Annotated in this window: 14 protein-coding genes and 1 other annotated feature; of the genes, 5 read left to right on the forward strand and 9 right to left on the reverse strand. The window is 66.0% G+C overall.

Going from position 1 to position 13,313, the window contains the following annotated elements:
- The first annotated feature begins 49 nt into the window (after positions 1-49).
- The 5 genes from BM244_RS03745 to BM244_RS03765 all read left to right on the forward strand — a co-directional run bounded on the left by BM244_RS03745 (position 50) and on the right by BM244_RS03765 (position 5,967).
- Positions 50-493, forward strand: coding sequence for a DUF488 domain-containing protein (locus BM244_RS03745; protein WP_093397448.1), 444 nt, complete (start codon positions 50-52; stop codon positions 491-493).
- A 216-nt stretch (positions 494-709) separates the two neighbouring features.
- Positions 710-765 (forward strand) — a sequence feature (sul1 is cis-regulatory element that is thought to sense ions involved in sulfur or methionine metabolism; They are found in Alphaproteobacteria).
- Positions 766-833: 68 nt separating this feature from the next.
- Positions 834-2,312, forward strand: a complete 1,479-nt coding sequence (locus BM244_RS03750) for a SulP family inorganic anion transporter (RefSeq protein ID WP_093397449.1) — start codon at positions 834-836, stop codon at positions 2,310-2,312.
- A gap of 70 nt (positions 2,313-2,382) precedes the next feature.
- The gene (cysD, locus tag BM244_RS03755) at positions 2,383-3,309 is read left to right on the forward strand and encodes a sulfate adenylyltransferase subunit CysD (protein WP_093397451.1); all 927 of its coding nucleotides are present in this window, start codon (positions 2,383-2,385) and stop codon (positions 3,307-3,309) included.
- Positions 3,309-5,222 carry a sulfate adenylyltransferase subunit CysN gene (gene cysN, locus BM244_RS03760; RefSeq protein WP_093397453.1) on the forward strand — a complete coding sequence of 638 codons (1,914 nt, stop codon included), beginning with the start codon at positions 3,309-3,311 and terminating at the stop codon, positions 5,220-5,222. Before cysD ends, cysN begins: the two co-directional genes overlap by 1 nt.
- A 19-nt stretch (positions 5,223-5,241) precedes the next feature.
- The gene (locus tag BM244_RS03765) at positions 5,242-5,967 is read left to right on the forward strand and encodes a 3'(2'),5'-bisphosphate nucleotidase CysQ (protein WP_093398097.1); all 726 of its coding nucleotides are present in this window, start codon (positions 5,242-5,244) and stop codon (positions 5,965-5,967) included.
- A gap of 48 nt (positions 5,968-6,015) precedes the next feature.
- On the opposite strand, the gene BM244_RS03770 is transcribed toward BM244_RS03765, so the two are convergent.
- The 9 genes from BM244_RS03770 to BM244_RS03810 all read right to left on the reverse strand — a co-directional run bounded on the left by BM244_RS03770 (position 6,016) and on the right by BM244_RS03810 (position 13,198).
- A complete protein-coding gene (locus BM244_RS03770) occupies positions 6,016-6,351 on the reverse strand; it encodes a hypothetical protein (RefSeq protein ID WP_254784254.1) in 336 nt (111 codons plus the stop codon).
- Between the two features lie 11 nt (positions 6,352-6,362).
- Complete coding sequence (locus tag BM244_RS03775; protein ID WP_093397455.1) at positions 6,363-7,826, reverse strand: L,D-transpeptidase family protein; 1,464 nt, start codon at positions 7,824-7,826, stop codon at positions 6,363-6,365.
- 128 nt (positions 7,827-7,954) lie between these two features.
- Positions 7,955-8,770 carry a TrmH family RNA methyltransferase gene (locus BM244_RS03780; RefSeq protein ID WP_093397457.1) on the reverse strand — a complete coding sequence of 272 codons (816 nt, stop codon included), beginning with the start codon at positions 8,768-8,770 and terminating at the stop codon, positions 7,955-7,957.
- Between the two features lie 107 nt (positions 8,771-8,877).
- Positions 8,878-9,153: an HPr family phosphocarrier protein gene (locus tag BM244_RS03785; protein ID WP_093397459.1), complete on the reverse strand. Its 276-nt coding sequence runs from the start codon at positions 9,151-9,153 to the stop codon at positions 8,878-8,880.
- The gene (locus tag BM244_RS03790) at positions 9,150-9,557 is read right to left on the reverse strand and encodes a PTS sugar transporter subunit IIA (protein ID WP_093397460.1); all 408 of its coding nucleotides are present in this window, start codon (positions 9,555-9,557) and stop codon (positions 9,150-9,152) included. Before BM244_RS03790 ends, BM244_RS03785 begins: the two co-directional genes overlap by 4 nt.
- A 15-nt stretch (positions 9,558-9,572) precedes the next feature.
- Complete coding sequence (rapZ, locus tag BM244_RS03795; RefSeq protein ID WP_093397462.1) at positions 9,573-10,487, reverse strand: RNase adapter RapZ; 915 nt, start codon at positions 10,485-10,487, stop codon at positions 9,573-9,575.
- 10 nt (positions 10,488-10,497) lie between these two features.
- Positions 10,498-10,929, reverse strand: coding sequence for an HPr kinase/phosphorylase (locus tag BM244_RS03800; protein WP_093397464.1), 432 nt, complete (start codon positions 10,927-10,929; stop codon positions 10,498-10,500).
- Positions 10,930-10,938: 9 nt separating this feature from the next.
- The gene (locus BM244_RS03805; protein ID WP_093397465.1) at positions 10,939-12,522 is read right to left on the reverse strand and encodes a sensor histidine kinase; all 1,584 of its coding nucleotides are present in this window, start codon (positions 12,520-12,522) and stop codon (positions 10,939-10,941) included.
- Positions 12,491-13,198 (reverse strand): response regulator transcription factor, encoded by a 708-nt coding sequence (locus tag BM244_RS03810; RefSeq protein WP_056058673.1) that lies wholly within the window; start codon positions 13,196-13,198, stop codon positions 12,491-12,493. The genes BM244_RS03805 and BM244_RS03810 overlap by 32 nt, the downstream gene beginning before the upstream one ends.
- Between the last annotated feature and the right edge of the window lie 115 nt (positions 13,199-13,313).

Genomic DNA, 13,313 nt, shown 5'->3' on the forward strand with positions numbered 1-13,313 from the left:
CTTCGTGTCAGCGGTTGTCGTGTCGGCGGTGCAATCCCACTTCGTTCTCATGACCAACCCCACAAAAATCTTCACGATCGGCTATGAGGCGACGACGATGGCCGATTTCCTGGCGGCGTTGAACGCGGCGGGGGTAGCGCGCGTGATCGACGTCCGCGCACTCCCGCTGTCGCGGCGGCCGGGGTTCTCGAAGACCTCGCTCGCCGCGGCGTTGCGCGAGGTCGAGATCGATTACGTGCATCTTAAGGCGCTCGGGACACCAAAGCGCGGACGCGACGCGGCGAAGAAGGGTGACGTCGCGACGCTGACCGCGGTGTATGACGAGCAACTGAAGCTTCCGGAGGCGCAGGCGGCGGCGGCGATCATGCTCGGGCTGGCAGCGGAGAAGCCGAGCGCGCTGCTCTGCTATGAGCGGGACCCGTGTCACTGCCACCGAACCTTGCTGTTGCAGGCAGTGGGCGAGGGCACCGAGGTCGTGGATCTGTTCACATAACGGGCTGATCAGCGTCCCGAGGCGAGGTCGCCCAATCCACTCCGTCACCTTGGGCTTGTTCCGGGGTCCACGGTCCTGGGCGATTAAACGCCGCAGATGACGCGGAGCCGTGGATGCCGGAACAAGCCCGGCATGACGGAGGTGTGTAGGTCGCGTTCCCCATCCGCACGGCATGTTGCAATGCAGCACCCGCTCCGCTAACGAACCCTTACTCGCCCTGGACCCGGTGCAATTCCGGGTGGCTATTCCGGCCGCCGATCCGCCGGACAACGCACCGACGCCTGAGAAACGAACCGCCCGCGCAACCGCCGCGGTTCTTGCGTCCTATGCGGATACACCCATGACATCATCTTCCCGTTACCGAGCCGAATGGTTCAGCGGCCCGACGGCTGCGCGTCGCGACGTTCTCGCCGGCATGGTCGGCACCTTCGCGTTGATCCCCGAGGTCATCGCGTTCTCGTTCGTCGCCGGCATCGATCCCGAAGTCGGCCTGTTCGCCTCGTTCGTGATCGGCATCGTCATCGCGTTCGCCGGCGGCCGCCCCGCGATGATCTCCGGCGCGGCCGGTTCGGTCGCGCTGGTCGCTGCCGCACTCGTCCACGCGCACGGCCTGCAATATCTGCTCGTCGCGACGATGCTCGCGGGCGTACTGCAGATCGCGTTCGGGCTCGCCAAGCTCGACGTGCTGATGCGGTTCGTCTCGAAGTCGGTTCATGCCGGGTTCGTCAACGCGCTCGCGATCCTGATCTTCTCGGCGCAGGTGCCGCAGATGGTCGGCGTCAGCTGGCAGGCCTATGCGATGATCGCTGGCGGCCTCGCGATCATCTATCTCGTGCCGCGGATTTCCAGCGCGATCCCGTCGCCGCTGATCTGCATCGTCGTCCTCACCGCGATCGCGATGTGGTTCCCGATGCCGCTGAAGACGGTCGGTGATCTCGGTCGCCTGCCGGACTCGCTCCCCTCGTTCGGGTTGCCGGACGTTCCCCTGACCTGGGATACGCTGCGGATCGTCGCCCCCTATGCGTTCGCGATGGCTGCTGTCGGCCTGCTCGAATCGATGATGACCGCCAGCGTGGTCGACGAACTGACCGAGACGACCAGCTCGAAGGCGCGCGAATGCACCGGGCTTGGGCTGGCCAACATCGCCGCGGGCGCGTTCGGCGGGATCGCCGGGTGCGGGATGATCGGCCAGACCGTCGGCAACGTCCGCTATGGCGGCACCGGCCGGCTTTCGACGCTTGTAGCAGGCGTGTTCCTGCTGATCGTCATGGTGCCGCTACGCCCGTGGGTCGCGCAGGTGCCGGTCGCGGCGCTGGTCGCGATCATGATCATGGTGTCGATCAGCACCTTCTCCTGGAGCTCGCTTCGAGACCTCGCGCGGCACCCGAAGATGTCGAGCGTGGTGATGGTCGCGACCGTCGTCGTCACCGTCGCGACGCACGACCTGTCGCTCGGCGTCGGGGTCGGCGTGCTGCTCAGCGGCGTGTTCTTCGCCTGGAAAGTCACCCGGATGATGGACGTCGCGATCGATCACGACGTGGCAAGCGACACGCGTATCTACCGGGTAAGCGGGCAGATCTTCTTCGCCAGCGCCGACATCTTCGCCGATCGCTTCGACCTGCGCGAAAGCGCGCGCGCCGTTCGGATCGACCTGACCAACGCGCATCTCTGGGACGTCACCGCGGTCGGCGCACTCGAAACCGTCGTCGATAAACTCCGCCGCCACGGGCGCGAGGTCGAGGTGATCGGGCTCAACACCGCAAGCGCGACGCTGGTCGATCGCCATGCGCCGCTGATGCTGGATCCAATCGGAGGCTAGTGCTCGATCTTTGGGGCGGGCGAGAAATACGATGCTGTACGGGCCGCCCCGACGTCCTACTTCGAGGGGGATGACGAAACTTCCAGATACCGGCCCCGTGTCGCTCACGCATCTCCAGCGGCTCGAGGCGGAGAGCATTCATATTTTGCGCGAGGTGGTGGCCGAGTGCGAGCGCCCGGTGATGCTCTACAGCGTCGGCAAGGACTCCGCGGTGATGCTGCATCTCGCGCGGAAGGCCTTTTACCCGTCACCGCCGCCATTCCCGCTGCTGCATGTCGATACGACGTGGAAGTTCAAGGCGATGTACGACCTGCGCGATCGGATGGCGGCGGAGAGCGGGATGGAACTGCTCGTCTACAAGAACCCCGAGGCCGAAGCGCGCGGGATTAATCCGTTCGACCACGGCGCACTCCACACCGATATGTGGAAGACTGAGGGACTCAAGCAGGCGCTAGACCTGCACGGGTTCGACGCGGCGTTCGGCGGTGCCCGGCGCGACGAGGAAAAGAGCCGTGCGAAGGAGCGCGTCTTCTCGTTTCGTGCGGCAAATCACCGCTGGGATCCCAAGCAGCAGCGCCCCGAGCTCTGGAACCTCTACAACGCGCGGAAGGCGAAGGGCGAAAGCATCCGCGTCTTCCCGATCTCGAACTGGACCGAGCTCGACGTCTGGCAATATATCCAGCTCGAGGACATTCCGATCGTCCCGCTCTATTTCGCCGCACCGCGCCCGACCGTCGAGCGCGACGGGATGCTGCTGATGGTCGACGACGATCGCTTCCGTTTGGAACCCGGCGAGGTGCCGGTCGAGCGCTCGATCCGCTTCCGCACGCTCGGCTGCTACCCGTTGACGGGTGCGGTCGAGAGTGACGCCGACAATCTATCCGCCGTGATCCAGGAGATGCTGCTGACCACCACCAGCGAACGCCAGGGCCGCGCGATCGACCGCGAAGCGGGCTCGGCGAGCATGGAGAAGAAGAAGCAGGAGGGCTATTTCTGATGGCTACGCGCACGCAGGAGTCCGCCTATCAGGTGCAGGACATCATCGCCGAGGACATCGACGCCTATCTGCTTCAGCACCAGCACAAGAGCCTGTTGCGGTTCATCACCTGCGGGTCGGTCGACGACGGAAAGTCGACGCTTATCGGGCGCTTGCTCTACGATTCTAAGATGATCTTCGAGGATCAGCTCGCCGCTTTGGAGAGCGATTCGAAGAAGGTCGGCACGCAAGGCCAGGAGATCGACTTCGCGCTGCTGGTCGACGGGCTCGCTGCCGAGCGCGAGCAGGGCATCACGATCGACGTCGCCTATCGCTATTTCTCGACCGAGAAGCGCAAGTTCATCGTCGCGGATACCCCGGGGCACGAGCAATATACGCGCAACATGATCACCGGCGCGTCGACCGCCGATCTCGCCGTGATCCTGGTGGATGCGCGCAAGGGTATCCTCACGCAAACCAAGCGGCACAGCTATCTCGCGCATCTGATCGGCATCCGGCACCTCGTGCTCGCGGTCAACAAGATGGACCTCGTCGGCTACGATCAAGCCACCTACGACCGGATCGTCGCGGACTATGCGACGTTCGCGGACTCGATCGGGATCGCCGGCTTCACGCCAATGCCGATCTCGGGGTTCAAGGGCGACAACATTACGAGTTCGAGCGCCAACACGTCCTGGTATGACGGGCCGACGCTGATCGACCATCTCGACACGGTGACGCTCGACGTCAGTGAGGATCAGGCCGGCCCGTTCCGGATGCCGGTGCAGTGGGTCAACCGGCCGAACCTCGATTTCCGCGGGTTTTCCGGGCTGGTCGCGAGCGGATCGATCGCGCCAGGTGACGCGGTGCGCATCCTGCCGGGCGGGCGCACCTCGACGATCGCCCGCGTCGTAACGTTCGGCGGCGATCTGCCGCGCGCTGTCGCCGGTCAATCGGTGACGCTGACGCTGGCGGACGAGATCGACTGTTCGCGCGGGGACGTGATCGTCGCAGCGGACTCACCCCCCGAGGCATCCGATCAGTTCGAGGCGACGGTCGTGTGGATGGCGGACGAGGAGATGCTGCCGGGGCGCTCCTATTGGCTCAAGCTCGCGACAAAGACCGTCACGGCGACCATCCAGCAGCCGAAATACGCGATCAACGTCAATACGATGGAGCGGCTTGCTGCCAAGACGCTGGAACTGAACGCGATCGGTGTCGCCAATCTGTCGACTGACCGACCGCTCGTGTTTGAACCCTATGCCGACAATCGCCTGCTCGGCGGGTTCATCCTGGTCGACAAGATCTCCAACGCGACGGTCGCGGCAGGGATGCTGCACTTTTCGCTGCGGCGCGCGCAGAACGTGCACTGGCAGGCGACGGACATCGGGCGTGAGGCGCACGCTAGCCTGAAGAACCAGAAGGCGGCGGTGCTTTGGTTCACCGGGCTGTCGGGTGCGGGGAAATCGACGATCGCCAATCTGGTCGAGATGAAACTCGCCCGGATGAACCGGCACACCTTCCTGTTGGACGGCGACAATGTCCGCCATGGCCTGAACCGCGATCTCGGCTTCACCGACGCGGACAGGGTCGAGAACATCCGCCGCGTCGGCGAGGTCGCCAAGCTGATGACCGATGCAGGGCTGATAGTGATCACTGCGTTCATTTCGCCGTTCCGCGCCGAACGCGAGATGGTGCGGCAAATGATCGCGCCGGGCGAGTTCATCGAGGTGCATATCGACACGCCGCTCGCGGAGGCCGAACGGCGCGACGTGAAGGGGCTCTATGCGAAGGCGAGGGCGGGCAAGCTGGCGAACTTCACCGGGATAGACTCTCCCTATGAAGCGCCGGCTAACCCGGAAATCCGGATCGATACGACGGGGATGACGCCCGACGAGGCGGCCGACGCGATCGTTGCGTTGCTGATACCATGAGGCTGATCCCATGACCGTGATGACCGACGGTGAACTTGCTGCGCATCTGGCAGAGACCGCGGGGCGGTTGCTGCTCGAAGTGCGACGCTCGGGTGTGTTCTCGCCCGGCGCGCTCGGCAAGGCGGGCGACGAGACGGCCAACGCCTTCCTCGTCCATGCGCTGCAGGATGCGCGGCCCGACGACGGACTCTTGTCCGAGGAGCGTCGTTGCGACGGCACGCGGACGGCGATGTCGCGCGTGTGGATCGTCGATCCGGTCGACGGCACCCGCGAATATGGCGAGGCCCGCAACGACTGGGCGGTGCACGTCGCGCTCGCGATCGACGGGGTCGCGACGGTCGGTGCAGTCGCGTTGCCGGGGCTGGGTCTCGTCCTGCGCTCCGACCAGCCTGCGCCGGTGCCGGTGCCGGGCGATCCGCTACGGATGGTCGTCAGTCGGACCCGGCCTGCGCCCGAGGCAGTGAAGGTCGCCGAGGTGCTGGGGGCAACGCTGATCCCGATGGGGTCGGCGGGCGCGAAAGCCATGGCGGTGGTCCGCGGCGAAGCGGACATCTACCTTCACTCGGGCGGCCAGTATGAATGGGATTCCGCCGCACCGGTCGCGGTCGCGGCAGCGTTCGGCCTGCATTGCAGCCGGATCGACGGATCGCCGCTCGTGTATAATTGTCGGGATGTCTACATGCCCGACCTGCTGATCTGTCCCGTCGAACTGCGCGATCGGGTGATGGCGGCGATGGCGGCGTGATGTACCCCCGATCCTCCCCCGCTAGAGGGAGGATCGAGAGGGCGGCGATTACTGCTGCGGTGCGACGTCGTTCTCGACCGGCGCCTCGTCGCGCGTAACGCGCGAAGTCATTCCGGTTGCATCCGCATCGTCGAGCATCTGCTCGTCCGGCGCGACCGGCTTCTCGCGCGGCGGTTCGACCACGGCCGGCGCCGGCGGGGCCGCCTCGACTGGTGCAGCCTCGACTGGCGCCGGGGCCGCCTCGGATTCGGTCACGCCGGTGTCCTCGACCATGTTGGTATCCGTCGGCGGCTGTTCGGGTTCGGAGCGCGAGCAACCGGCCAGTGCCATCACGGCGAGCAGGCCGCCGGCGATGGCGGTACGGGTGCGGGTGGACATCGTCATGTCTGGTCCTCTCAGCGAGCGGCGATCGTCTGGCGAGCGGTGCGCGCCTCGATCTTGGAAGCGAGGGTGCCGTCCCAGTTGTAGGGATCGGCGCGGAAGTTCATCTGGCCGTTGCCGCTGGCGAACGCGGTCCAATACAGCAGATAGACCGATACGGGCTTTATCAAGCGCGCGCGGACCGTGTCACCCTTGGCGACCGCGGCGTCGACCATCTCCGGCGTCCACGCAGGATCGCCCTTGAGCAGCAGGTCGGCAAGTTCCGCAGGCTTTTCAAGGCGAACGCAGCCATGGCTCGCAAGTCGGCTGAAGCTCGCGAACTTCGCACGGCTCGGCGTATCGTGGAGATAGACCGAATAGTCGTTGGCGAAATCGAACTTGAACCGGCCCAGCGCGCTCTGGTCGCCGGCCTGTTGCTGAAGCCGCGTACCGTCGATCACCTTGATGCCGTTGCGCTTGAAATAGCCGGGATTCGCGCGTTCCTTCGGCCAAAGCTCCTTGGTCGCGATCGAGGTCGGCACGTTCCAGGGCGGGTTGATGACGATGCTGTGGATCGTCGAGGACAGCATCGGCGTCTCGTCGCCCGGACGTCCGGTCACCGCGCGCATCGACTGCACGGGCGTATCGCCGTCGAACACGGTCAACACGGCTGCGGCGATGTTCACCTGGATACGGTCGCGCGGCAGGTCCTGCGGGAGCCAACGCCAGCGCTCCATGTTCGCCATGATCTGCCGCACCCGGTCGCCCGCAGAGACGTTGAGCGCGGCGAGCGTCTGCGTCGAGACGATCCCGCTGGGGTTGAGCCCGTAGCGACGCTGGGCACGGCGTACGGCCTCCACCAGCGGCGCGTCGAACCGGTCGCCACTGGTGGCGACGTCCTTGTCCTCGGCAGCGAGACGTTTCCGCAACGCGATCACGCGAGGGCCGGTCGCGCCGATCGTGAAGTCGGGACCGGAGGCAAGCGTCGCCCAGCCGCCCGCCGAAGCGATCGAGCGATAGTTCTGGAGGCCCTTCCGCAGGCCGTCATAGCCTGCATAGGGCGGTGGCAGCGACGCGAACCATGCCGCGATCCGGTCGAGCTGAACGGCGTCGGCAAACGCAGGCGTCGGATCATAGGCAGGCGGACGCAGGCCCCAATCCTTCTCGAAATCCGCGCCGCTGAGGCGACCGGCATGCACCGCACGCGCGTGATCGAGCGCCGCGCGGACGAGTTCGTCCTTGCTCGGCGCGCTGGTCGATGCGGTTGCGGCGGACTTCAGCCCCTGCGCAACGATGTCGCCATTGAGCAGCTTGTCGAGCAGCGCGGCCTGCGCGTCGTTGAGTGGCGGCACGGTGATCACCGGTGGCGCGAGCGTCGGCGTCGGCATCGCTGCGGGCGTGGTCGGGACGACCGGCGGCGGCGTAACCTGCGCGAACGACGGGGTTGCCATCAACAGCGGGGCCGCCGCGAGCACCGACCGGATCACGCCAGTCTTCATTCGTCCATCATCGAAACCGCGAGCCATAATCGTCCTGTCTTGTATCTGGTCGATGCTTTCGCACGACGTAGCTCTCCCTTAGCTGAACCGGACTCGCTAAGCATCGCCAATCGGGCAAAATTAACGGTTCAGGCCAGGGGGGCAGGTTTTTCCTGCCGGGCCAGCACTTCATAGGCCATCACGGCCGTCGCGACGGCGGCATTGAGGCTGTCCGCCTTGCCGAGCATCGGGATCTTGACGAGCACATCGCATGCCTCGGCCATCTCGGGCGGCATGCCCTGCGCTTCGTTGCCGGTGAGCAGGAAGGTCGGGCCGGTATAGGTCGCCGCGCGATAGTCTGTGTCGGTGTCGAGGCTGAGGCCAACGAGCTGGCCGGGGCCGGTGCGCAGCCAGGTGTGGAACGGCTCCCACTCGGTCTTCACGACGGGTATCGTGAACAGCGCTCCCATGCTGGCGCGGACCGCCTCGACCGAGAACGGATCGACGGACTCGCCGATCAGGATCAGCCCGCCTGCGCCGACTGCATCGCCGGTGCGCAGGATCGTACCGAGATTGCCGGGATCGCGCAGGCGCTCCGCGACCAGCCAGATGCCCGACGCGGTGCGATCGAGGTCTTCGAGCGTCGCGTCGAACTCATCGAACACGCCGACGACCGCCTGCGGGTTATCCTTGCCGGACAGCTTCGAGAGAATATCGGGCGTGGTCTGGATCGAATCGCCGCCGGCATCCTCGACGTCCATCGACAGCGCGTGGACGAGCGGATGGTTCGCGCTGGCCGCAGCGTAGAACAGCGTGCGCGGCAGGCGACCGGTCTCGCGCGCCTCGGTGAGGATGCGCAGGCCCTCGGCAAGGAACTGCTTGGCCGCACGCCGATGTCGTTTGTCGCGCAGGTCGCGGACGTACTTGATCAGCGGGTTCGAAAAGGCGGTTATCTCGCGGGGCATCTAGCTCCCCTTCCGCTTGCGGGAGGGGTGGGGGGAGGGGTTTGTAAACACGCCGTCGCTCATGCCCTCCCCCGACCCCTCCCGCAAGCGGGAGGGGAGAAAGACGGTCAATCCTCGCCGAACTTCGCTTCGACCAGTTCGGCGAGCGCCGCCACGGTTTGCTCCGCGCCATCACCGCTCGCGCTGATCGTGATCGCATCGCCCATCGCCGCGCCGAGCATCATCAGTCCCATGATCGACGTGCCGGTGACATGGTCCGACCCGTCCTTGGTCACGCTGACCTCGACTGGATGCGACGAGGCGAGCGTCACGAACTTGGCACTCGCGCGGGCGTGAAGCCCGCGGCGGTTGGTAATCTGGACGGTACGAGAAACTTCGCTCACGCCGCCGCCTCGCCGAGAACCTCGGAGGCTACCGAAATGTATTTGCGCCCGGCCTCGCGCGCCGCCGCAACCGCCGCGACGACGGTCATCGATTTCCTCGCCGAACCGAGCCGGATGAGCATCGGCAGGTTCATCCCTGCGATCACCTCGATCCGCCCGCGCTCCATCAGCGAGATGGCGAGATTAGAGGGAGTGCCGCCGAACAGGTCGGTCAGCACAATGACGCCGCGCCCGACATCGACCGCCTCGATCGCCGCGGCGATATCCGCGCGGCGCTCTTCCATGTCGTCGTCGGGACCGATCGCGATCGGCGCGACGCGTTCCTGCGGACCGACGACGTGGATCATCGCGCGAACGAATTCCTCGGCCAATCGACCGTGCGTTACCAGAACTAGGCCGATCATGTCAGCGTTTCATACTCATAAGACGACCGGTGACCCTTCGAGCGCATCTTGTGGAGCGGCCCCCAGGTCGCGGTGTGCGATACTGGGCGAAAATCCCGCGTCGCGCAACCGTCGCGCCACCCGGTCGGCGACATGGACCGACCGGTGTCTCCCTCCGGTACATCCGAACGCGACCGTGACGTACGACTTGCCCTCAGCCCTGTACCGCGGCAGCAACAGCATCAGCAACTCTTCGATCCGGCTCACGGCGGCTTCGTAGGCGGGGTCGTCCATGATGTAGGCGGACACGTCGGCATCGAGTCCGGTGCCAGGGCGCAAGTCGTGATCCCAGTGCGGATTGCGCAGAAACCGCATGTCGAACACGAGGTCGGCGTTGCGCGGCAGGCCGCGGGCGAAGCCGAACGATCGGATAGACAGCGTCGGTTCGCCGAGTTCCCCGCCCGCAAAGCTCGCGCGGATCTGTTGCGCGAGTTCGTTGGCGGCCATGTCGGTCGTATCGATCAGCCGGTTCGCCCAGTCCCGCAACGGCGCGAGCAGTTCACGCTCGCGGCCGATGCCATCGTTCGCCGGACGATCGAGTGCCAGCGGATGACGTCGACGGGTCTCGGAATAGCGGCGTTCGAGTTCGGCACCCGAACAGTCGAGGAACAGCATCCCGATCTCGAGGCCATGACGGTCGCGGAGATCACGGATCCGGCTGACGATGCGTTCGGGATCGAAATCGCGCGTCCGGGCGCCGATGCCGATCGCGAGCGGCTGCGACTCGTTGGGCGATCCCTCGGGAAGTGGCGCCGCGAGCAACCGGTCGAGCAGCAGCAGCGGTAGGTTGTCGACCACCTCCCAGCCGAGATCCTCCAGCGTCTTGAGGACGGTCGACTTGCCCGCCCCGGACATGCCGGTGACGAGCAGGATGTCCTTTGGCCGAGTCATTCTGAACGCGTCATGCTGATGGCTCCGGATTGCGCAATGCGAGTTCGACCTTGATCGGGGCGGAGGCTTCGAAAGGATCGACGACGAATTGGCGGACGTCGATCCCGGCGATCTTTCGCGCGCGGCGTTCGGGCATCCGCTCGATCGCGCCATCCACGCGGACGAGCAGCCCGACGGGAACGTCCTCGACATGGGGCATGGCGAGGATGCCGAGTCCCCGAACCTCGATCCGTCCTGCGATCGTCGCTGGCGCGCGCGCGACCAACGACTTGCCGGAACGCACCACGAGCGTCTGATCGTCGCTGACGAGGATCGCGCCACGATCGATCAGGCGCAGTGCGAGGTCGGACTTGCCCGATCCCGATGCGCCCTCGATCATGACCGCCACGCCGTCGATCGCGACCGTGGTGGCGTGGAGCCTGTCGGAGGAGGGGACGACCACGAGGCGTCCTTACTCCTGCAATTCGGCGAGCGGTAGCCTTACGACGAAGCGTGCACCATCTAACCGGTCCTCGCGCGATTCGACGAAGATCGCGCCCTGATGGCCGTCGACGATCGTACGAGCGATCGCGAGGCCCAGCCCGGAATGCTGGCCGAACGTCTCGCTGTCGGGGCGGACCGAGTGGAAACGCTTGAATACGTCCTCGCGCGCGTCTTCGGGAACGCCCGGACCTTCGTCCTCGACGCGGACGACGAGGTCCTCGCCCTCGCGGACGGCAGAGATCGCGATCAGGCCGGAGTCGGGCGAGAAGGACAGCGCGTTGTCGATCAGGTTCTCGAACACGCGTTCGAGCCTCGCGCCTTCGCCCAAGATGATCGCGCGCTCGCCGGGGTTGCGATCGAACCGGAGGCGGATGCCGCGCTCGATACCGCGCGCATCGCGTTGCGCGACCAGACCGTCGATCATCGCGGGGATATCGACCGGTTCGAACTTCGCACGGCTGAGCTGGGCGTCGAGTCGCGAGGCTTCGGAAATGTCCGAGAGCAACCGGTCGAGGCGATGCACGTCGTCGCGGACGATCGCGAGCAATTGCGACTGGAGCGCCGGGTCCTTCACGCGCGACAATCCCTCTACCGCGGACCGGAGCGAGGCGAGGGGGTTCTTCATCTCGTGCGTGACGTCGGCGGCAAACGCCTCGGTCGCGTCGATCCGCGCCCTGAGGGCAAGGCTCATGTCGGAGAGCGCGCGCGCGAGCATTCCGAGTTCGTCGCGACGCGAAGGCAGGCGAGGCACCACGACTTCACGCGCCCGGCCCAGGCGGACGCGGACTGCCGCCCGTGCAAGGCGGCGGAGCGGGCGGACGATCGTGCGGGCAAGAAACAGCGATAGCAGGATCGAGACGATCGACACGCCCAGCAGCACCATGCTGAGCCGGAACCGCTCGATCCTGACCGTCTTCGTGATGTCGCGCGCGTTGACCGTCGTCATCACCACTCCGCCGGCGCGAAGCGGCGCGGCGGCGGTCAGCACGGGCGTACGGTCGGGCGCGCGCCACACCGTCGTGGAGACGAGGCGGCGTCCGCGGACTACCGCGACGTCGGGCCATTGCTGCGCGCCGCTACGCTCGCGGTAAAGCGGGGGGCGGGGGGCCATCACGATCACGTCGATCGCCGCGTCGAGGAAGCGGGCGATCGTCTGGTCCCAATCTTCCTTGTCGGGGTCCATCAGCACGAAGTTGCGCAGCCCCAGCACGCGGCTGTCGACGATCGTCCGTCCTGCCGGATCGAACAACCGGATCCGCGCCCCCGTATCGCGCGCGAGCCTGACCACCAACGGATCGCGCAACGCCGGATCGACCGCGGCGATCGCCTCGCCGATCAGCCGTGCCTCACGCGCCGTCTGCGCAACGCGGTTGTCGACGACCCGGCTGCGGTAGGAATCGAGATAGAAGAACCCGCCTGCCAGCAGCAGCAGCGCGAAGATGTTGACGGCCAGGATGCGCCGGGTGAGCGATATTTGCCCCGACCAGCGCAGCGTGAGGTCGCGGCCGTCGACGCCCAGCTCATTCCTCAGAAAATCGATACCCGGCACCATATAATGTCTCGATAGCGTCGAAGGCGGGATCGACCTGCCTGAATTTGCGGCGGAGTCGCTTTATGTGGCTGTCGATGGTCCGGTCGTCGACATAGATATCGTCTTGGTACGCCGCATCCATCAACTGGTTGCGCGTCTTGACGATGCCGGGACGCTGCGCGAGCGTCTCGAGGATCATGAACTCGGTCACGGTCAGCGTGACCGGCTCGCCGCCCCACAACGTCCGATGCCGTGCCGGGTCCATGCTGAGGCGTCCTCGATCGAGCGGGCCGGCGGCTTCCGCCTCGGTCTCGGTGCCCGGCGACTGCGTCAGTTCGGTTCGGCGCAGGATCGCGCGGATACGCGCGATCAGCAGGCGCTGCGAGAATGGCTTGGCGATATAGTCGTCCGCGCCCATCGCCAGCCCCAGCGCCTCGTCGAGCTCGTCGTCCTTGCTGGTCAGGAAGATCACCGGGATCTGGCTCTTCTCGCGCAGCCGGCGGAGCAGTTCGAGCCCGTCCATCCGCGGCATCTTGATGTCGAATACCGCGAGGTCCGGAGGGTTGTCGGTCAGCGCCTTCAACGCGGTCTCGCCGTCCGAATAGACGCGCGTGACGAAGCCTTCGGTCTGCAGCGCGATCGACACGGAAGTCAGGATGTTGCGGTCGTCGTCGACCAGCGCGATCGTTGCCGTCATCTGGGGAGCTTTGCCTCGGTCGTTGGCGTGTCGGCGTAGGGCAAACCGGGGCGGCACTCAACTAGAGCCGTATCGGGACAGCGTTGCCTGTCGGCGTATTTGACCGGCGGAAAGC

It is taken from the genome of Sphingomonas sp. OK281 (assembly GCF_900115295.1).
Classification (GTDB): domain Bacteria; phylum Pseudomonadota; class Alphaproteobacteria; order Sphingomonadales; family Sphingomonadaceae; genus Sphingomonas.